The sequence below is a fragment of the Cupriavidus basilensis genome (assembly GCF_000832305.1).
In the GTDB taxonomy this organism is placed as follows: Bacteria; Pseudomonadota; Gammaproteobacteria; order Burkholderiales; family Burkholderiaceae; genus Cupriavidus; species Cupriavidus basilensis_F.
In genome coordinates this window covers 4382114-4400909 of record NZ_CP010536.1, presented here as the reverse complement: position 1 = coordinate 4400909, position 18796 = coordinate 4382114, and the positions used below count along the sequence as shown (strand labels likewise).

Here is an 18796-nt window from a genome sequence, read left to right as displayed (position 1 = left end):
ACTATGCCGGCGCGAGTGGTGCGCGCGCCTTGAGGAAGTCGACGAACACGCGCAGTTTGGCCGGCATCAGCAGGCGGCCCGGGTAGTAGAGGTAGAAGCCATCGAACGGCGGCAGCCAGTCGTCCAGCACCGTGACCAGCTGGCCCGAGGCGAGAGGTGCGCGCAGCAAGGCCTCGAACTCGTAAAGCAGCCCGAGCCCGGCGAGCGCTGCCTGGTGCAGCAGGGCCTTGTCATTGGCGATCAGCGCGACGCCGGTATCGACCGTGGCCTGGCGCGCGGCATGCATGAACTCCCAGCGATAGACCTGGCCCGCGGGGCCGAAGCGGTAGTGCAGGCAGGCATGCGCCTGCAGGTCGCGCGGCAGCTTGGGCTTGCCATGGCGCGCGAAGTAGTCCGGCGTGCCGGCCACCACCATGCGCATCGGGCCGGTGATGGGAATCGCCACCATGTCGCGTTGCAACGCCTCCCCCAGACGCAGGCCTGCATCGAAGCCCTCCGCGATCAGGTCGGTAAAGCGGTCGTCGACGGCGACGTCGACGCAGATCGACGGATAGAGCCGCATGAACTCCACCAGCACCGGTTGCAGCGCGGTGGCCGCAGCCGAGTGCGAGGTGGTGATGCGCAGCGTGCCGGCAGGCATTTCGCGCTGCTGGCGCGCGTCGTCGGCCGCCGCCCCGATCTCCGTCAGCGCGGGCTCCACGCGGGCCAGCAGCGCGGCGCCGGCTTCGGACAGGCCGACCCGGCGCGTGGTCCGTTGCAGCAGGCGTACGCCCAGGCGCTGCTCAAGCTGGCGGATGGTCTGCGAGACGGCCGATGGGCTCACCGCCAGCGCGGCGGCGGCGGCGGTGAAGCTGCCCAGGCGCGCCACGCGGACGAAGGCGGCCATGGCAGGCAGCAGGTCGGGGTCAAGGCAGACGTCAGGTTTCATGATGCGGCGAGGGTAGCATGGCGCGCCTTGCCGCAAAGCGTGCGGTGGCGCGTCGCTACCGTACGGCTTGCGGTGCGGATCCTGGCAGATGCGGCAACCGTGAACGGCTGAGCAAGCCGAACACCAATGCCGCCGACGCAACGGTGATCGCCGCGAGGATATACAGCAGGACCCGGAAGGCGTCGTCATAGCCTTGCACCAGCGCTTGCTCGCCCGCCTGCGGGAGCAGGGCCATGGCGCGGGGCAAGTCGCCCATGGCGAGCCGGTGCGCATCTGGCCAGCCATAGCAGGCCGCCGGCGCACACCAGTAAGCCCAGGCCACAGATCAGGCCCGCCGAGATCCAGCGGGTCAGATGCCCGGCCAGCAGCGGCACCACCAGCATCGGTGCGGACAGCGCAATCATCATGCGGCCGGCTTCGATCGCGCTGTAGCCTTCGATGCCGATCAGGCGGACCGGCAGCAGCACTTGCAACACCACGTATGAATACGCGGGCACGGCCGCCTGAAAATGCACGCCGACAAAGCGCGGATAGCGAAACAGCGACAGGTCCAGCATAGGCGTGCGCACGCGCTGCTCGATCATGACGAACGCCAGCATCAGCACGGCGGCGCTTGCCAGCAGCAAGATCACCGGCAAGTTGCCCCAGCCGCTGTCTGGCGCGCGCAGCACGGCATAGGTGAACAGGCTTAGCGCGCCGGTAAGGGCGCCCGCGTGGCCAGTCGAGCCCGCTGGCGGCGGGGTCGCGCGATTCGCGCATGCAGCGATCGGCTATCGCCTGTTGCTACCCGACCTGGCTGCGTTCTGCGCCGCCTATCCGGAGATCGAGTTCGACCTGGATTTCAGCGACCGCATGGTGGACGTGGTGGAGGAGGGCTTCGACCTGGTGATCCGCAGCGGCGAGTTGGTGGATTCCCAACTGATGGCGCGGCGCCTGCGGCCTTTTCGCCAGGTGGTGTGCGCGGCGCCGGACTACTTCGCGCTGCGCGGCATGCCCGTGCGGCCGAAGGACCTGGAGCACCATGTTTGCCTGCGCTATCGTTTCCCCTCCAGCGGGAAACTGCAGGATTGGGTGTTGACGCAGGATGCCGGCGGCGAGGAAGTCCGTTTGCCGGCCACGTTCGCCTTGAACAGCATCGAAGGCGTGCTGGCCGCGGCGATCGGCGGCCTGGGCATTTGCTACGTGCCGGATTTCGTGGCGCAGGAGGCGCTGCACGAGCAGCGGCTAGTGACGGCGCTGGACACATACAACGTGGTGCAGGGCACGTTCTGGATGCTGTGGCCATCGAGCCGGCACATGCTGCCTAAGCTGCGGGTGCTGGTTGACTTCCTGTCCCGCCGGGAGAACCCGGGATGAGAGCCCCTTCCCATCGCTCTTCCCATCGCCCATGGTGTCCAGCTTAAGAGGGTAACCCGATTGTGAAGCTGTGCTTCATGACGCATGCGGCGTAGCCGGCTGTTTCCGTGCCCCGGCCTTGGCGATACTGCCGAGGTTCCTCAACCAAGGAGTTCCGCATGACCGCACTACGCAAGCTGGGCCGGCATGGCCCACAGGTATTCCCCCTTGGCCTGGGCTGCATGGGCATGAGCGAGTTCTACGGCGCGCATGACGACGCCGAATCTATTCGCACTATCAATCACGCAATTGATAATGGTGTAAATTTTATCGATACGGCTGATATTTATGGGCCATACACCAACGAGAGCCTGGTAGGCCGGGCCATCGCGGCGCGCCGGGACAGCGTGGTGCTGGCGACCAAGTTCGGCATCGTGCGCGACGCCGCCAACCTGGTGGCGCGCGGCGTGGATGGCCGGCCCGAATATGTGCGAGCCAGCTGCGATGCCAGCCTCAAGCGGCTCGGGGTGGAGCATATCGACCTGTACTACCAGCACCGGGTCGATCCGCAGGTGCCCATCGAGGAAACCGTGGGCGCGATGGCGGAACTGGTGAAGGCGGGCAAGGTACGCTGGCTGGGATTGTCGGAGGCCGGCGCGCAGACCATCGAGCGCGCGCATGCCGTGCATCCCATCACCGCGCTGCAAAGCGAGTATTCGCTGTGGACGCGCGACGTGGAGGCAGGTGGTGACCAGAGCATTCTCGCTACGTGCCAGCGGCTCGGCATTGCCTTCGTGCCATACAGCCCGCTGGGCCGGGGTTTCCTGACCGGGACCATCCGCAGCCCTGAGGATTTCGCGCAGGACGATTACCGCCGTACCAGCCCGCGTTTCATGGGTGAGAACTTCGCGCGCAACCTGGCGCTGGTGGACAAGGTGAACGCGCTGGCGCGCGACAAGGGCTGCAGCCCGGCGCAACTGGCACTGGCGTGGGTGCTGGCGCGTGGCGAAATGCTGGCGCCGATTCCCGGCACGCGGCGCGTGGCCAACCTTGACGACAACCTTGGCGCGCTGGACGTGGTGCTGGACGCGGCGGACATGGCGGCCATCGACGCCGTGTTCCCGGCAGACGCAGTAGCGGGTACGCGCTATCCGGGGCAGGTGATGTCCTTGCTGGCACGCTGAACCGCCTGAAGCTGTGGAGCTTGGGGGCAGGCCGGCGGCGAGTTCGCCGATAATCCAGCATCGCGAACCGCCTCCGGAGCCACCCGCCATGTCCGTTGCCCTGCTAGACGCCGCCCAGACCGCGGCCCGCCTGCCTTACCCCGCGCTGGCCCGTGCCATTGCCGCCATGCTGGCCGAGTTGCGCGCGGGCACGGCCATGGCGCCGCCGCGCATTGCGTTGCCCGTAGGGGACCCCGCCGGCGGGGAAGGCACGCTGCTGGTGATGCCGGCGCGCAACCGGGAGCTGGTGATGACCAAGAACATCACCGTGCACCCCGGGAATCCGCAACGCGGCCTGCCCAATATCCTCGGCGAGGTGGTGGTGGCCGACGCCCATACCGGACGCCGGCTGGCGCTGCTGGACGGGCCCACCGTGACGGGCCGGCGCACTGCCGCCGTGTCGCTGCTGGCGGCGCAGAGCTTCGCGCCGGATCCCGCTGGCGAGCTGTTGATCATCGGTGCTGGCGTACAGGCGCTGACCCATCTGGAAGCCTTTGCCGCCGGCCTCTCGCCGCGCCGGGTGTGGCTGCATTCGCGCACGGCCGCCAAGGCCGAAGCCCTCGCCGCGCATGCGCGCACGCTGGGCGTGGAGGCGCAGTCGGTGGATGACGTGCGCACGGTCTTGCCGCGCGTGTCGATGGTGGTGACGGTGACGTCCAGCCTGGTGCCGGTGCTGCCGGACCTGGATAGCGGCCTGTGGCGCGACGATCATTTCATCGCCGCGGTGGGCGCGTTCCGCCCGGAGATGTGCGAGCTGCCGCCGGCGCTCTGCCAGGCGGCCTCGGCGCACGGCCGGTTGCTGGCCGATACCTTGTTCGGCATCGAGGAGGAGGCGGGCGACCTGCTGCAGGCGGGCATCGCCTGGTCTACCGTGCAGCCCTTCGAGCGCGCCATCCTCGCCGAGGACGCACTGCGCGCGCGCGGCGGCAGCCCGCTGGTCTTCAAGAGTGTCGGTTATGCCCTGTGGGACCTGGCGGCGTGCGTGCTCGCAAGCGCCGGCACAGCGTAATTCCCTTGCGACGAGTAGGCCTATACCGTGCAGTAGGTTTTTTGGCCGGCGAGCGTCGCGAATTGCATACAGATTCCCTGGCCAGTTTGGTTTGTTTGCCTGCGTTTCTAATGGTTAACCCGTGCTTTAGGGGCAGGCTTCTACAAAAGTATTAAGCGTTTGAAACAGACGGGTCACACCAGACCGGATAATGCCTGCCCCGGGTAGAGAGTCAATACAAGGAGTAAGAGGCATGTCCCCCAAGAAGATCCTGCTGGCCAGCGTAGCCATGCTAGTTGCTGGTGCCGCGCAAGCGCAGAGTGCCGGCAGCAATATCGTCAGCCTGGGCTGGTTCCGCGTGATGCCGACGAGTTCGGCCGATGCGCTGGTCGTCGATAGCATCGGTGGCGTCCCCATCAACCACACCGAAGCCGGCACGAGTGCCAAGATCCAGTCCGCGGATACGCTTGGCATCGCGTTCACGCACTTCTTTACCGACAATATCGCAGGCGAAATCGTGGCGGGGATTCCGCCGAAGCACGACGTGGAGGGCGCTGGCACGTTTGCCAAATACGGCACGCTGGGCAATGTGCGGCAATGGAGCCCGGCGGTACTGGTGAAGTACCACTTCGGGCAAGCGAAGACCAAGTTCCGCCCCTATGTGGGCCTTGGCGTGAACTACACGTGGTTCACCGACGAGACCATCAACAACCAGACTTTCGTGCGCTCCGAGTTTGGTCCGAACGCCAGGATGACGGCGAGCGCCAAGAGCTCGTGGAATCCGGTGTTCAATGTTGGCGCGAACTACGCCATCACCGATAACTGGTTCGTCGGCCTGTCGGTGTCCTACCTGCCGCTGTCCAGCACGGCCACGCTCACCACGCAGAACGCGGGTGCGGCGGGCAATGCTACCGTTGTGTCGCATACCAAGATCAAGATCGATCCGGTCGTGACCTTCCTGAACGTCGGCTACCGCTTCTAAGAAGCGACTCACCAGACGACAAAACGGGCGCCATTGCTGGCGCCCGTTTTGCTTTGTGCCGCTGCCGGCTCAGCCCGCGGCCTGGGTGCTGCCCTTGACGGGATAGCCGGCGGCCTCGATGGCTTCGCGCAGCGCTTGGCCGCTGGCGGTGGCTTCTACCGTGACTGCCTGTGCGGGGATGTCGGCCGACACCTTCGCGGCGGGATCGAGCGCTTGCACGGCGCGGGTGATGGCGCCCACGCAATGGCCGCACGACATGCCTTCAACCTGGAACTGGATCATCTGCAATCTCCTGCTGGTACCTGGGGTAAGGAATCAAGGTGAGCGTCCGGCCGTCCAAAAAGCGTACCTGTCGCTGCGCTGGCCGGGCCGGACTTTGGTCTACCCCTGAAGTTTGCACCTTCCCACCGTGGGAAGCGCAAGGCCTTTTCCAAACGTTCTCGCGTGCGACACGTGATGAATGCGCTGCTTGCGCGGGCTTGACCTTCCCAACATGGTAAGGTCCATGATGTGGTTGTCATCACTGTGGACCCGATCCCTGCCATGCCCGCTAACTCCCGACTCCTTCCCGTATCCGGCGCCGCAGCAGGCGCGCCGGCCTCCGAATGGCGGCTGCCGATCGGCGGCATGACGTGTGCCTCGTGCGTGCGGCGCGTCGAGACTGCGCTGGGCAAGGTGCCTGGCGTGCGCCAGGTCGCCGTCAACCTCGCCACCGAAGAAGCCACGCTGCAGGCCGATGGCGCAGCCGTGCTGCCGGCGGCCGCCGAGGCCGTGAGGGCTGCCGGTTACGAGGTGCCGCACCAGGCCATGACCTTGTCCATCAGCGACATGACGTGCGCTTCCTGCGTGGCCCGCGTCGAGCGTGCGCTGAAGGCCGTGCCCGGCGTGGTGGAGGCGCAGGTCAACCTGGCCACGGAGCAGGCTGAGGTGACCGTGTTGCGCGGTGCCGTGGATGCAGAAGCATTGGCCGCTGCGGTGGCGCGCGCCGGTTATGGCGCAGTGCCGGTCACCGGCGAATTGCCGGCTGGGGCGGTGCCTGGCGAAGGCTTCTGGTCCGGGCCGTGGCCGGTGGCGATCTCGGCGGTGCTATCGTTGCCGCTGGTGGCGCCCATGGTGGCCGAATGGTTCGGCGTGCACTGGATGCTGCCAGCCTGGGTGCAGTGGCTGCTGGCCACGCCGGTGCAGTTCGTGTTTGGCTGGCGTTTCTACAAGGCTGGCTTCAAGGCGGTGCGCGCGGGCGCGGGCAATATGGATCTGCTGGTCGCGCTCGGCACCTCGGCGGCTTATGGCTTGTCCTTGTGGCTGATGTGGCGTGGCGCGCACGATATGCCGCATCTGTACTTCGAGAGCGCGGCGGTGGTCATCACGCTGGTGCGCCTGGGCAAGTGGCTGGAAACGCGCGCCAAGCGCCAGACGGCGGATGCCATCCGCGCGCTGGCCGCGCTGCGCCCCGATAGCGCGATCGTGCGCCGCGACGGCGCGGAGGTAAGCGTTGCGCTGGGCTCGGTGCGGGTCGGCGACGAGATCGTGGTGCTGCCGGGCGCACGCGTACCCGTGGATGCCAAGGTAATCGAAGGCAGCAGCCATGCGGACGAATCCATGCTGACCGGCGAGAGCCTGCCGGTACCGAAGGCACCCGGCGCGCTGCTGACCGGCGGCGCCATCAACTACGAAGGCCGCCTGGTGGCGCGCACGGTGGCGGTGGGCGCGGAGACGGTGCTGGCGCGCATCATCCGCATGGTCGAGCACGCGCAAGCCGCCAAGGCGCCAATCCAGCGCATGGTCGACCGCGTGAGCTCGGTCTTCGTGCCGGTGGTGCTGGGCATCGCGCTGGTCACGCTGCTAGGCTGGGGCCTGTTCGGCGGCAACTGGGAGGCGGCCTTGCTCAACGCGGTGGCGGTGCTGGTGATCGCCTGCCCGTGTGCGCTCGGCCTGGCCACGCCGACCGCGATCATGGCGGGCACGGGAGCGGGTGCGCGCGCCGGCATCCTGATCAAGGACGCCGAGGCGCTGGAAGTGGCGCACCGGGTCAAGGTGGTGGTCTTCGACAAGACCGGCACGCTGACGGTGGGTAAGCCGGAAGTGGTGGCGCTGGCGGTGCCGGCGGGTGCCGGTGACGATGCGCAGCCGCGCTTGCTGGCGCATCTGGCCGCGCTGCAGGCCGGCAGCGAGCATCCGCTGGCGCACGCGGTGCTGGCAGCGGCCCGCGCGCGCGGCATCCACGCGCCGACCGCTACCGATGTGCGTGCATTGCCTGGCATGGGCTTGTCCGGCATGGTCGATGGCGTGGCATTGCAGCTTGGCAGCGAGCGGCTGCGCGCCTCGCTGGGCGCAGCGGCGGGTACGCTCGAAGCGCAGGCGCAGGCACTGCAGCAAGCGGGCCGCACGGTGTCCTGGCTGATCGAGATGGGCGCGGGGGATGCGTCGCCCGCGCAACACCGCGTGGTGGGACTGGTTGCCTTTGGCGACGCCATCAAGCCTGGTGCGCGGCGCGCGATCGAGCGGCTGCGCGCCGCCGGCGTGCGCACGGTGATGCTGTCCGGCGACAACCAGGGCGCCGCCGCGCGCGTGGCCAAGACGCTGGGGCTGGACGAGGTGCAGGCGGAAGTACTGCCGGCCGACAAGGCCGAGCGCGTGAACGGGCTCAAGGCAGACGGCACCGCGGTGGCGATGGTTGGCGACGGCATCAACGATGCGCCGGCGCTGGCCGCGGCGGATGTCGGCATCGCCATGTCGACCGGCACCGATGTGGCCATGCATGCTGCCGGCATCACGCTGATGCGTGGGGATCCGGCGCTGGTGGCCGATGCGCTGGCGATTTCGCACCGCACTGTGCGCAAGATTCGCGAGAACCTGTTCTGGGCCTTCTTCTACAATGTGATCGGCATCCCGCTGGCGGCGGCCGGCCTGCTCAACCCGGTCGTGGCCGGCGCGGCCATGGCTTTCTCCAGCGTGAGCGTGGTCGGCAATGCGCTGCTGCTGCGGCGCTGGAAGCCGGCGGGAGAGCAAGCATGAGTATCGGCAAGAATATCGGCGAAGCGGCACAGGCTTCCGGCGTTACCGCCAAGATGATCCGGCACTACGAGTCCATCGGCCTGCTGGCGCCGCCGCCGCGCAGCGAGGGCGGTTACCGCCGCTACGACGAGCGCGCGGTGCACACCTTGCGCTTCGTGCGGCGTGCCCGTAATCTCGGGTTCTCGCTGGACGAGATACGCGGGCTGCTGTCGCTGTGGCACGACCGCGCGCGAGCCAGCGCCGACGTCAAGGCGCTCACCTTGCGCCACGTGGCGGATCTGGAGCAGCGCATTGCCGAGCTTGCCGCCATGCGCGACACGCTGCGCCAGCTGGCCGAGGCCTGCAGCGGCGATGCGCGGCCCGACTGCCCGATCCTCGCGGATATGGCGCAGGCGGGATTCGGCCTGGCGGCGGAGGAATCGGATGCGGGCGGCAACAGCGATGGCGCGGTGCCGGCCTGCCATCGTCACGACGAGGACAGCACCGCGGCCTCCTAGTCAGGGAGGGACGGCGGCATCGTAGCGGAACACAGTTGGAGATCAACCGAATGGATCGACCGAGTACCGCTGCTCCCGCCGAGCCGACCGACGTTGGCGGCCCTGCCGTGGCGGCCCCCGCGCGGACCGCCACCCCCGTCGAAAGCCGCCAGCGCATGCGCGACGGCACGGAACTGTTTCTGCGCACCTGGCAGCCCGATCCCGAGCTGTTCCCGGAGCCCGCCGGTTCGCTGTTGCTGGTGCACGGCCTGGCCGAGCATTGCGGCCGCTACCAGCACGTGGCGGAACTGCTGTGCGGCCTGGGCCTGCGTGTGCGCGCCTACGACCAGCGCGGCCATGGCGCCAGCGGCGGCCCGCGCATGGTGGCGGAGCATCCGGATGTGTTCGTCGAAGACCTCACCGAAATCCACGACGCCGCGGTGGGCCAGTGGCGGGAGCTGCCGTTCCTGCTGGGGCACAGCATGGGCGGGCTGGTGGCAGCGCGCTTTGCCACCGCGCGCGTGCGGCCCATCCGCGCGCTCGTGCTGTCATCGCCGGCGCTGGCCTTGAGGCTGTCCGCCCCGATGCTGGCCCTGCACCGCATGCTGCTGACGCTGGTGCCGCGCCTGCGCGTGCCCAACCCGATCGATGCGCGCTACCTGTCGCACGACGCCGCGGTGGTGGCGCAGTACCGCGCCGATCCGCTGGTGCAGGGCACCATCAGCGCCGGCGTGCTGGAGACCTTCGTGCGCGGCATGGCGCAAGCGCAAACCGATGCGCCCATGCTGGAAGCACCCATGCTGATGCTGGTGGCGGGCGACGATCGCATCGTCGATCCGGCCGGCAGCCGCCGCTTCTTCGACAACGCGCCGCCCGACCTGCGCGACGCGCTCTGGTTCGACACCGGCTACCACGAGATCTTCAACGAGGCACAGCCGCTGCGCGGCGAGGTACTGGCCGCGCTCACCGGCTGGCTGCGCAAGCATCTGCAGCCACAGGCGGCGTGAGCGCGCATGATGTGTCCCTGGCTGCCATCACCTGAACCATTGCGCGCAGCCGTGGCCCAAGTTCGGCATGCCGCGCACGGACGCACGCATTTGCCATCCCGGCGGGATATTCCCGCTCGGGCTCATCATCAACCTTTCCAAACGTGGCGCAAGGCCTGACAAGAGAAAGCATGGAGACATACGACTACATCATCGTCGGCGCCGGATCGGCCGGCTGCGTGCTGGCCAACCGCCTGACCCAGGATCCCGAGGTGAGCGTGCTGCTGCTGGAAGCCGGCGGGCGCGACGACTACCACTGGATTCACATCCCGGTGGGCTACCTGTATTGCATCGGCAACCCGCGCACCGACTGGATGTACCGCACCGTGGCGCAAGCCGGCCTGGGCGGGCGCTCGCTGGGCTACCCGCGCGGGCGCGTGCTGGGTGGCTCGTCCTCGATCAACGGCATGATCTATATGCGCGGGCAGCGTGAAGACTATGACGACTGGGCGCGCCTGACGGGCGACGACGGCTGGCGCTGGGACAATGTGCTGCCGCTGTTCAAGCGCAGCGAGGACCATCATCGCGGCGGCGACGAATTTCACGGCGCAGGTGGCGAATGGCGGGTGGAAGGGCAGCGCTTGCGCTGGGACATCCTGGAGCGCTTTATCGATGCCGCCGAGCAGGCCGGCATCCCGCGCACCGATGACTTCAATCGCGGCGATAACTTTGGCGTGGGCTACTTCGAGGTCAACCAGCGACGCGGCATCCGCTGGAATACCGCCAAGGCGTTCCTGCGCCGCGCGGCGGAACGGCCGAATCTGACGATCGTCACCGGCGCTCAGGTGAGCGCGCTGACGTTCGCGGGACGCCGCTGCACCGGCGTGGACTATCTCGGCGGCGGCAAGCCATTCACGGCGGCAGCGCGCGAGGAAGTCATCCTGGCAGCGGGCGCGGTCAATACGCCGCAGCTGCTGGAGCTGTCCGGCATCGGCCAGCCCGAGCGGCTGCAGGCGGCGGGCATCGCGGTGCGCCATGCGTTGCCCGGCGTGGGCGAAAACCTGCAGGACCACCTGCAGCTGCGCAGCGTGGTCAAGGTGCAGGGCGTGCGCACGCTCAACACGCGCGCGGGCAGCTGGTGGGGCAAGCTTGGCATCGGCCTGCAGTACGCGGTCAACCAGAGCGGCCCGATGAGCATGGCGCCGTCGCAGCTCGGCGCCTTCGCACGCTCGGATGCATCGTATGCGCGGCCCAACCTGGAGTACCACGTGCAGCCGCTATCGCTCGACAAGTTCGGCGATCCGTTGCATCGCTTCAATGCGTTTACCGCCAGCGTGTGCAACCTGCGCCCGACTTCGCGCGGCAGCGTGCACATCGCCGATCCGGATTTCCGCCACGCGCCGGTGATTGCGCCCAACTATCTGACGACCGACGCCGACCGCAAGGTCGCGGCGGATTCGCTGAGGCTGACGCGGCGCATCGTGGCCTCGCCCGCGCTCGCGCCCTACAAGCCGCAGGAATGGCTGCCGGGCGCGGCGTTCGAGACCGACGAGCAACTGGCCCAGGCCGCGAGCGAGATCGGCACCACCATCTTCCATCCGGTGGGCACTTGCCGCATGGGCCGTCCCGATGACCCGCAGGCCGTGGTGGACCAGCGCCTGCGCGTGATCGGCATCGATGGCTTGCGTGTGGTCGATGCATCGATCATGCCGCTGATCACCTCGGGCAACACCAACTCCCCGACCATCATGATCGCGGAGCGCGCCAGCGACATGATCCGGGAGGATCGGCGCCGGCGCGCGAGCGGCGTGGCGCAAGGGGTCGCGCAGGGCGCCGTTTCCCCGGCGGGGGCTGAGCCGGCCAGCAAAGCGGGAGCCACAACCCAGGCCTGAGTATGCCGCCTGCCGCGAACGCGCGGCAAACCTGACACCAACCTGACATCTGGTTCATGTTTCATAATCAGTGCAAACCCGGATGTTTTGCGACGCAGCAGACGCACACAATAGACGCCGAGATGCCGTGCAGCACTGCTCACATTGGCGCGCCCCGACAAGGGCGCGTCGCGCGTTCCGGGAGGGGCGCGCACGGCGGACATCCAGGCAGCAATAAAGGCAGCAAATAAATACAAGCGGCGCGAGGGCCGCAACAGCCACGGGGAGCGCAACTGGATTGGCGCGACCTGTGCCGTGGTGGTGCGACTGGCACCACAGTTCTGACCATTTGGCGGTGCCGACCAGAAGCCGGCGCCGCAGCAAGAGGGCGGGCAGGAGACCATGAATCAGCAAGAATCGATCCTGGAAACGCGGAACCTCACCAAGGAGTTCAAGGGGTTCACCGCGGTAAGCGACGTCAATCTCAAGGTGCGGCGCGGCTCCATCCATGCCTTGATCGGCCCCAACGGCGCCGGCAAGACCACCTGCTTCAACCTGCTGACCAAGTTCCTCGAGCCTACCACGGGCACGATCCTGTTCAACGGCATCGACATCACCCGCGAAAAGCCGGCGCAGATTGCCCGGCGCGGGGTGATCCGGTCGTTCCAGATCTCCGCCGTGTTCCCGCACCTGACGGTGCTGGAGAACGTGCGCATCGGGCTGCAGCGGCAACTTGGCACTTCCTATCATTTCTGGCGCAGCGAAACCACGCTCGATGCGCTGAACGCGCGCGGCATGGAGCTGCTGGAGCAGGTCGGGCTGAGCGATGTGGCGCAGACGGTGACGGTCAACCTGCCGTACGGCCGCAAGCGCGCGCTCGAGATCGCCACCACGCTGGCGATGGAGCCGGAGATGATGCTGCTGGACGAGCCGACCCAGGGCATGGGCCATGAAGACGTGGCGCGCGTGACCGAGCTGATCCGCAAGGTGGCGGTGGGGCGCACCATCCTGATGGTGGAGCACAACATGAACGTGGTCTCGTCGATTGCCGACAAGATCACGGTATTGCAGCGCGGCGCGATCCTGGCCGAGGGGCCGTACGCCGAGGTATCGAAAGACCCGCGCGTGATGGAGGCCTATATGGGCACTGTCGAGGCCGAACTGCAGGGCGCGCACTGAGGAGCCAGGATGAGCACAACGCCCGCACTAGAAATCAAGGACCTGCACGCCTGGTATGGCGAATCGCACATCCTGCATGGCGTGGACCTGACCGTGAATGCCGGCGAGGTGGTGACCCTGCTAGGGCGCAACGGCGCCGGGCGCACCACCACGTTGCGCGCCATCATGGGCCTGACCGGCCAGCGCAAGGGCTCGATCCGCGTCAACGGCACCGAGACCATCGGCATGCCGACGCACAAGATCGCGCACTGCGGCATCGGCTATTGCCCGGAAGAGCGGGGCATCTTCGCCAGCTTGTCGTGCGAGGAAAACCTGATGCTGCCGCCGCTGTTGAAAGGGCAGGGCACCAGCGCGGTCACCGGCATGAGCGAGGCCGAGATCTACGAGATGTTCCCTAACCTGAAGGAGCGCCGCCAGAGCCAGGGCACGCGCCTGTCGGGCGGCGAGCAGCAGATGCTGGCCGTCGGGCGCATCCTGCGCACCGGCGCCAACCTGCTGCTGCTCGACGAGATCTCGGAGGGTCTTGCGCCCGTGATCGTGCAAGCGCTGGCGCGCATGATCCTGATGCTCAAGAAAAAGGGCTACACGGTGGTGATGGTGGAGCAGAACTTCCGCTTTGCCGCGCCGCTGGCCGACCGTTTTTATGTGATGGAACACGGCACGATCGTCGAGCGCTTCGCGGCTGCCGAGCTGCAGGCCAAGATGCCGGTGCTCAACGAGTTGCTTGGGGTCTGATTCGAATCGGCGCGCGGCGCTGTCATGAATCGCAGGCATTGTTTTAGGGCAGGAACGGGTGGCGTCAGGTGCCGCCGAAACTAAGGAGACAGGCAATGAAGATGACTCGGCTGGCGGTCGCTCTGGCGGCTATCGTAACGGGCGTGGCAATGGGTTCGGCATCGGCGCAGGTCTCGGGCGATACCGTCAAGATCGGCTACATCACCGACATGTCGGGCTTGTACGCCGACATCGACGGCCCGGGCGGCCTCGAAGCCATCAAGATGGCGATCGAGGACAACGGTGGCAAGGTGCTGGGCAAGCCGATCGAGCTGGTTTCGGCCGATCACCAGAACAAGGCCGACATCGCCGCCTCGAAGGCGCGCGAGTGGATGGACCAGCAGGGCCTGGACGTGCTGATCGGCGGCACCAATTCCGCCACCGGCCTGGCCATGAACAAGGTGGCCTCGGAGAAGAAGAAGGTCTACTTCAATATCGGTGCCGGCTCGGCGCGCCTGACCAACGAAGAGTGCTCGCCTTACACCGTGCACTATGCGTATGACACGGTGGCGCTCGCCAAGGGTACCGGCAGTGCGGTGGTCAAGCAGGGTGGCAAGTCGTGGTTCTTCCTGACCGCCGACTATGCCTTCGGCCACTCGCTGGAAAACGATACCGCGGCCGTGGTGAAGGCCAACGGTGGCACGGTGGTGGGCGCGGTGCGCCATCCGCTGTCGGCCTCCGACTTCTCGTCGTTCCTGCTGCAGGCGCAAGCGTCCAAGGCGCAGATCCTGGGCCTGGCCAATGCCGGCGGCGACACCATCAACGCGATCAAGGCGGCCAAGGAATTCGGCATCACCAAGACGATGAAGATCGCCGGCCTGCTGATGTTCATCAACGACATCCACAGCCTGGGCTTGAAGAACACCGAAGGCCTGCTGATGACCGACAGCTGGTACTGGGACATGAACGACGATACGCGCAAATTCGCTGCGCGCTTCTTCACCAAGATGAAGAAGATGCCGAGCAGCTTGCAGGCCGCCGACTACTCCGCCGCGCATACCTACCTGAAGGCGGTCGAGGCAGCCAAGACGGATGACCCGGACAAGGTCATGGCCGAGCTCAAGAAGATGAAGATCAACGACTTCTACACCAAGGGCTACATCCGCCAGGACGGCCGCGGCATCCACGACATGTACCTGATGCAGGTGAAGTCGCCGGCCGAATCGAAGAAGCCGTGGGACTACCTGAAGGTGGTGGCCACGATCCCGGGTGAGCAGGCTTTCACCACGGTGGCGGAATCGAAGTGCGCGATGATGAAGAAGTAAGCGTTTGAACTGAGTTGAGTTGCGTAGAGTTGATTGAGGTATGGCGCCCCCGCCCGGGACCGTTGCATGTTGACCGGGTTCGGCAGCGGGGGCCAGTGTCTTTCTTCGCTTCATTTTGACAGCGCCTGCCTGGCGGGGAACGACGAATCCCGGCTGGTGCGCAAACGGTAACGCCTGCGATGGACATCTTCGGTATTCCTCTGCCCGCCATGCTGTCCCAGTTACTGCTGGGACTGGTCAACGGTGCCTTCTATGCGATGTTGAGCCTTGGCCTTGCGGTCATCTTCGGACTGCTCAACGTCATCAATTTTGCCCACGGGGCGCTGTTCATGCTCGGCGCGGTCCTGGCCTGGATGGGCATGGAGTACGCCGGGCTCAACTACTGGGTGATGCTGGTGCTGTCGCCGCTCGCGGTGGCACTGATCGGCATCGTGATCGAGCGCACCATGCTGCGCTGGATCTACAAGCTCGACCATATCTACGGCCTGCTGCTGACGCTCGGTATCACGCTGGTGATCGAAGGCATCTTTCGCTCGATCTACGGGGTGTCGGGACTGCCGTACTCGGCGCCTGAGGCGCTGAGCGGCGCCACGGATCTGGGTTTCATGATCCTGCCGAACTACCGGGCCTGGGTGGTGGCTGCCTCGCTGGTGGTGTGCTTCTCCACCTGGTACCTGATCGAGAAGACCAAGCTGGGCGCTTATTTGCGCGCTGGCACCGAGAACCCCAAGCTGGTTGAAGCCTTTGGCGTCAACGTGCCGCTGATGGTGACGCTGACCTACGGGTTCGGCGTGGCGCTGGCGGCATTTGCCGGCGTGCTCGCGGCACCGGTGATCCAGATCTCGCCGCTGATGGGGCAGAACCTGATCATCATCGTGTTCGCGGTGGTGGTGATCGGCGGGATGGGCTCGATCATGGGCTCGATCCTGACCGGCCTCGGCCTGGGCGTGATCGAGGGCCTGACCAAGGTGTTCTATCCCGAGGCCTCCTCCACGGTCGTGTTCTTCATCATGGTGATCGTGCTGATGCTGCGCCCGGCCGGACTGTTCGGGAGGGAGAAGTGATGAACCAACCAACCGGCGCGGCAGTGGCCGCGGGGCAGACAAGACAGGGGCGGGGCGTGCAGAAGAAACTGTTGTACGGATTGTTGCTGGCAGCGCTGGTCCTGGCGCCGATGGCCGGAGCGTATCCGGTGTTCGTGCTCAAGGTGCTGTGCTTCGCACTGTTCGCGTGCGCCTTCAACCTGCTGATCGGCTATACCGGGCTGCTGTCGTTCGGCCATGCGGCCTTCTTTGGCGGCGCGGCCTATACGGCCGGGCACGCGATGAAGGCGTGGGGCGTCACGCCTGAGGTCGGGCTGGTGCTGGGCACGCTGGCGGGTGCCTTGATCGGCTACGTGGTCGGGTACATCGCGATTCGCCGGCAAGGCATCTATTTCTCGATGATCACGCTGGCGCTGGCGCAGATGCTGTTCTTCTTCTGCCTGCAGGTGCCGTACACCGGGGGCGAGGATGGCTTGCAGGGCATTCCGCGCGGCAAGCTGTTCGGTGTGTTGTCGCTAGCCAACGATCTGACACTGTATTACGTGGCGCTGGCGATCATCGTGGCGGCCTTCGCGCTGATCGTGCGGACCGTGCATTCGCCGTTCGGCCAGATCCTCAAGGCGATCAAGGAAAACGAGCCGCGCACCATCTCGCTGGGCTACGATACGGACCGCTTCAAGTTGATGGTGTTTGTGCTGTCTGCGGCGCTTTCCGGGCTGGCCGGGTCGATCAAGGCGCTGGTGCTGGGCTTTGCCACGCTGACCGACGTGCACTGGTCCATGTCGGGCTCGGTGATCCTGATGACGCTGGTTGGCGGCCTGGGCACGCTTTCGGGACCGCTGGTCGGGGCTTTCGTGGTGGTGGCGCTGGAAAACAAGCTTGGCGACATCGGCACCTTCCTGGCCTCGACGACGGGCATCGAGTGGTTCAACTCACTGGGCGAATCCGTCACAATGGTGACCGGCGTGATCTTCGTGATCTGCGTATTGACGTTCCGCCGCGGCATCATGGGCGAGCTTCTTGCCCGCTTTGGGAAGGCTCGGGAGTGATCGTGGGGCGACATGCCCGATTTTGGGGCTAGGGTTTCTTCTAGCTTGCTCGAAACGCACCGCTTCGTTACATTCCATATACGGTTTTCGCAGGTTAAATGGAGGCGGAAGCGAGGAGACGACAGGCGCGCAGTCACTAGGCTGCAGTGTCAATATAAGATAAGGGCGTTGCCGGGTGATCCTCGGCAACGCCTTTTTTAATTTCCGGGTGGTATGCCCGTTCCTGGTGCGTGATGTTTTCGCCATGCGGAATCGTCGTCAAAGCCACCGATTGCACATGCGACAATGCGGCCTTGCCACCGGGCCCGCCATGCCGTCAGATTCCCCCTTTCTCATTCCCTCCTCGCCTGAACCCGCTGTGCCCCCGACCTCGATACGCCTGGCCGGGACTGGCGATGCGCAAAACCTGGGCGCCTGGCTGCAATCACGGCACGCATTGCCTGTCGCGGCGGCGCGTGCCAGGCAGGCGCTGCTGGAGGGCCTGCTTGCCCGGCCGGAGCGCGGGGCCTGTGTGGTGGCGCAGGCCAGCGCCGGCCCGGATCTGCTCGGCTGCCTGCCCGTTACGTTGATACCGCATCTCGAACTTGCCGGCCTTGCGGCGCTTGCCACCGAATGGTGGGCCGGTGACGTGCCGGCGGGCAGGAGTGCCGCCTTGCTGCTGGATTGCTGCGGCCTGCTGGCCGACTGGTGCAGCGCGCATGGCGTGCGCCATCTGTTGCTGGCGCCAGCGCTGCTGACGGCGGCGCAGGCCGCACCGGCGGGCTTTGCCCCGCATGCCAGCGGCCTGTGGCATCTCAATTTGTCACCAGCCGCCAAGATACTGGGCTGACGCTTCCAGCGCGCCTGCCGCGCTTGGTTCGCCTCCTTCCCTCGTTCCCTCCGTTTTCTCTTTCTTCGCCTGCCCGCGTCCATGGAATTCGCGTTTCTTGCTGTTGCCGCTTTTCTCGCCGGCCTGATCGATGCTGTCGCCGGCGGCGGTGGCCTGGTGCAGATCCCCGCGCTGTTTTCGGCCTATCCCAACATGGCGCCGGCCACGCTGCTCGGCACCAGCAAGGTGGCGTCGCTCGCTGGTACCACCAATGCGGCGTTGCGCTATGGCCGCAGCGTGCGCATCTACTGGGGCGCGACCTTGCCGACGATGCTGTCGGCCTTTGCCTTCTCGATGGCGGGCGCTTACGCGCTCACGCTGATTCCCGCGGAGCCGCTGCGCAAGTCGTTGCCCTTTATCCTGGTGGCCCTGCTGGTCTATACGGTGGCCAAGAAGAGCCTCGGCACCGAGCACGCACCGTCGCTTCGCGGCGGCAAGGAGCGCGCCGCGGCTTTGCTGGCGGGCGCCGTGATCGGCTTCTACGACGGCGTGTTCGGGCCAGGCACCGGCAGCTTCCTGATGATCGTGTTCGTGCGCGTGTTCGGCTACGATTTCCTGCACGCCTCGGCATCGACCAAGGTGGTCAACCTCGCCACCAACCTGGCAGCCTTGCTGCTGCTGGCGGCGAAGGGGCACGTCTGGTGGCAGCTAGGGCTGGTCATGGCGGTGGCTAACGTGGGCGGCAGCCAGATTGGCAGCCGCCTCGCGCTCAAGCATGGCAGCGCCTTTGTGCGGCGCGTGTTCATCGTGGTGGTGGCGGCACTGATCGTGAAAACCGCCTGGGATGCGTTCGGCCGCTGAGCGCCGGTTCGCA

Annotated in this window: 18 protein-coding genes; 15 read left to right on the top strand and 3 right to left on the bottom strand. The window is 66.5% G+C overall.

The window, feature by feature from the left end:
• Position 1: 1 nt before the first annotated feature.
• Complete coding sequence (locus RR42_RS20340) at positions 2-928, bottom strand: LysR family transcriptional regulator (RefSeq protein ID WP_043350863.1); 927 nt, start codon at positions 926-928, stop codon at positions 2-4.
• Between the two features lie 185 nt (positions 929-1113).
• Positions 1114-1599, bottom strand: a complete 486-nt coding sequence (locus tag RR42_RS20335; protein ID WP_052494718.1) for a hypothetical protein — start codon at positions 1597-1599, stop codon at positions 1114-1116.
• A gap of 7 nt (positions 1600-1606) precedes the next feature.
• Between RR42_RS20335 and RR42_RS20330 the strand changes: the two genes are divergently transcribed.
• The 4 genes from RR42_RS20330 (at position 1607) to RR42_RS20315 (ending at position 5456) form a co-directional block, all read left to right on the top strand.
• Positions 1607-2284, top strand: a complete 678-nt coding sequence (locus RR42_RS20330; protein WP_330218492.1) for a LysR substrate-binding domain-containing protein — start codon at positions 1607-1609, stop codon at positions 2282-2284.
• Positions 2285-2442: 158 nt separating this feature from the next.
• Positions 2443-3447 (top strand): aldo/keto reductase, encoded by a 1005-nt coding sequence (locus RR42_RS20325; protein WP_043350860.1) that lies wholly within the window; start codon positions 2443-2445, stop codon positions 3445-3447.
• Between the two features lie 88 nt (positions 3448-3535).
• Positions 3536-4495 carry a delta(1)-pyrroline-2-carboxylate reductase family protein gene (locus RR42_RS20320; RefSeq protein ID WP_043350858.1) on the top strand — a complete coding sequence of 320 codons (960 nt, stop codon included), beginning with the start codon at positions 3536-3538 and terminating at the stop codon, positions 4493-4495.
• A gap of 232 nt (positions 4496-4727) precedes the next feature.
• Positions 4728-5456 (top strand): OmpW/AlkL family protein, encoded by a 729-nt coding sequence (locus tag RR42_RS20315; RefSeq protein WP_043350855.1) that lies wholly within the window; start codon positions 4728-4730, stop codon positions 5454-5456.
• 69 nt (positions 5457-5525) lie between these two features.
• On the opposite strand, the gene RR42_RS20310 is transcribed toward RR42_RS20315, so the two are convergent.
• Entirely contained in the window at positions 5526-5738 is a 213-nt protein-coding gene (locus tag RR42_RS20310) for a heavy-metal-associated domain-containing protein (protein ID WP_043350852.1), read from the bottom strand.
• A 261-nt stretch (positions 5739-5999) separates the two neighbouring features.
• Here RR42_RS20310 and RR42_RS20305 point away from each other — a divergent pair, with 261 nt between their 5' ends.
• From RR42_RS20305 to RR42_RS20255, 11 genes are all read left to right on the top strand, one after another.
• Positions 6000-8471 (top strand): heavy metal translocating P-type ATPase, encoded by a 2472-nt coding sequence (locus tag RR42_RS20305; protein ID WP_043350850.1) that lies wholly within the window; start codon positions 6000-6002, stop codon positions 8469-8471.
• Entirely contained in the window at positions 8468-8968 is a 501-nt protein-coding gene (cueR, locus tag RR42_RS20300; protein WP_043350848.1) for a Cu(I)-responsive transcriptional regulator, read from the top strand. The genes RR42_RS20305 and cueR overlap by 4 nt, the downstream gene beginning before the upstream one ends.
• A 50-nt stretch (positions 8969-9018) precedes the next feature.
• Entirely contained in the window at positions 9019-9954 is a 936-nt protein-coding gene (locus RR42_RS20295; protein WP_043350845.1) for an alpha/beta hydrolase, read from the top strand.
• Between the two features lie 170 nt (positions 9955-10124).
• On the top strand, positions 10125-11825 hold the full coding sequence (locus RR42_RS20290) for a GMC family oxidoreductase (protein WP_043350843.1): 1701 nt from the start codon (positions 10125-10127) through the stop codon (positions 11823-11825).
• Positions 11826-12206: 381 nt separating this feature from the next.
• Positions 12207-12983, top strand: coding sequence for an ABC transporter ATP-binding protein (locus RR42_RS20285; RefSeq protein ID WP_043350840.1), 777 nt, complete (start codon positions 12207-12209; stop codon positions 12981-12983).
• 9 nt (positions 12984-12992) lie between these two features.
• Entirely contained in the window at positions 12993-13718 is a 726-nt protein-coding gene (locus RR42_RS20280) for an ABC transporter ATP-binding protein (RefSeq protein ID WP_043350837.1), read from the top strand.
• A gap of 95 nt (positions 13719-13813) precedes the next feature.
• Positions 13814-15022, top strand: a complete 1209-nt coding sequence (locus tag RR42_RS20275; RefSeq protein ID WP_043350834.1) for an ABC transporter substrate-binding protein — start codon at positions 13814-13816, stop codon at positions 15020-15022.
• Positions 15023-15201: 179 nt separating this feature from the next.
• On the top strand, positions 15202-16086 hold the full coding sequence (locus tag RR42_RS20270; RefSeq protein ID WP_043350832.1) for a branched-chain amino acid ABC transporter permease: 885 nt from the start codon (positions 15202-15204) through the stop codon (positions 16084-16086).
• Positions 16086-17114, top strand: coding sequence for a branched-chain amino acid ABC transporter permease (locus RR42_RS20265; protein WP_043350829.1), 1029 nt, complete (start codon positions 16086-16088; stop codon positions 17112-17114). The genes RR42_RS20270 and RR42_RS20265 overlap by 1 nt, the downstream gene beginning before the upstream one ends.
• A 310-nt stretch (positions 17115-17424) precedes the next feature.
• A complete protein-coding gene (locus RR42_RS20260) occupies positions 17425-17943 on the top strand; it encodes a hypothetical protein (protein ID WP_236701942.1) in 519 nt (172 codons plus the stop codon).
• 81 nt (positions 17944-18024) lie between these two features.
• A complete protein-coding gene (locus RR42_RS20255; RefSeq protein WP_043350823.1) occupies positions 18025-18783 on the top strand; it encodes a sulfite exporter TauE/SafE family protein in 759 nt (252 codons plus the stop codon).
• The last annotated feature ends 13 nt before the right edge of the window (positions 18784-18796 follow it).

Coding starts and splice junctions, on each gene's coding strand:
- RR42_RS20340 (WP_043350863.1), bottom strand. CDS start 928: ATGAAACCTGACGTCTGCCTTGACCCCGACCTGCTGCCTGCCATGGCC.
- RR42_RS20325 (WP_043350860.1), top strand. CDS start 2,443: ATGACCGCACTACGCAAGCTGGGCCGGCATGGCCCACAGGTATTCCCC.
- RR42_RS20320 (WP_043350858.1), top strand. CDS start 3,536: ATGTCCGTTGCCCTGCTAGACGCCGCCCAGACCGCGGCCCGCCTGCCT.
- RR42_RS20315 (WP_043350855.1), top strand. CDS start 4,728: ATGTCCCCCAAGAAGATCCTGCTGGCCAGCGTAGCCATGCTAGTTGCT.
- RR42_RS20310 (WP_043350852.1), bottom strand. CDS start 5,738: ATGATCCAGTTCCAGGTTGAAGGCATGTCGTGCGGCCATTGCGTGGGC.
- RR42_RS20305 (WP_043350850.1), top strand. CDS start 6,000: ATGCCCGCTAACTCCCGACTCCTTCCCGTATCCGGCGCCGCAGCAGGC.
- cueR (WP_043350848.1), top strand. CDS start 8,468: ATGAGTATCGGCAAGAATATCGGCGAAGCGGCACAGGCTTCCGGCGTT.
- RR42_RS20295 (WP_043350845.1), top strand. CDS start 9,019: ATGGATCGACCGAGTACCGCTGCTCCCGCCGAGCCGACCGACGTTGGC.
- RR42_RS20290 (WP_043350843.1), top strand. CDS start 10,125: ATGGAGACATACGACTACATCATCGTCGGCGCCGGATCGGCCGGCTGC.
- RR42_RS20285 (WP_043350840.1), top strand. CDS start 12,207: ATGAATCAGCAAGAATCGATCCTGGAAACGCGGAACCTCACCAAGGAG.
- RR42_RS20280 (WP_043350837.1), top strand. CDS start 12,993: ATGAGCACAACGCCCGCACTAGAAATCAAGGACCTGCACGCCTGGTAT.
- RR42_RS20275 (WP_043350834.1), top strand. CDS start 13,814: ATGAAGATGACTCGGCTGGCGGTCGCTCTGGCGGCTATCGTAACGGGC.
- RR42_RS20270 (WP_043350832.1), top strand. CDS start 15,202: ATGGACATCTTCGGTATTCCTCTGCCCGCCATGCTGTCCCAGTTACTG.
- RR42_RS20265 (WP_043350829.1), top strand. CDS start 16,086: ATGAACCAACCAACCGGCGCGGCAGTGGCCGCGGGGCAGACAAGACAG.
- RR42_RS20260 (WP_236701942.1), top strand. CDS start 17,425: ATGCCGTCAGATTCCCCCTTTCTCATTCCCTCCTCGCCTGAACCCGCT.
- RR42_RS20255 (WP_043350823.1), top strand. CDS start 18,025: ATGGAATTCGCGTTTCTTGCTGTTGCCGCTTTTCTCGCCGGCCTGATC.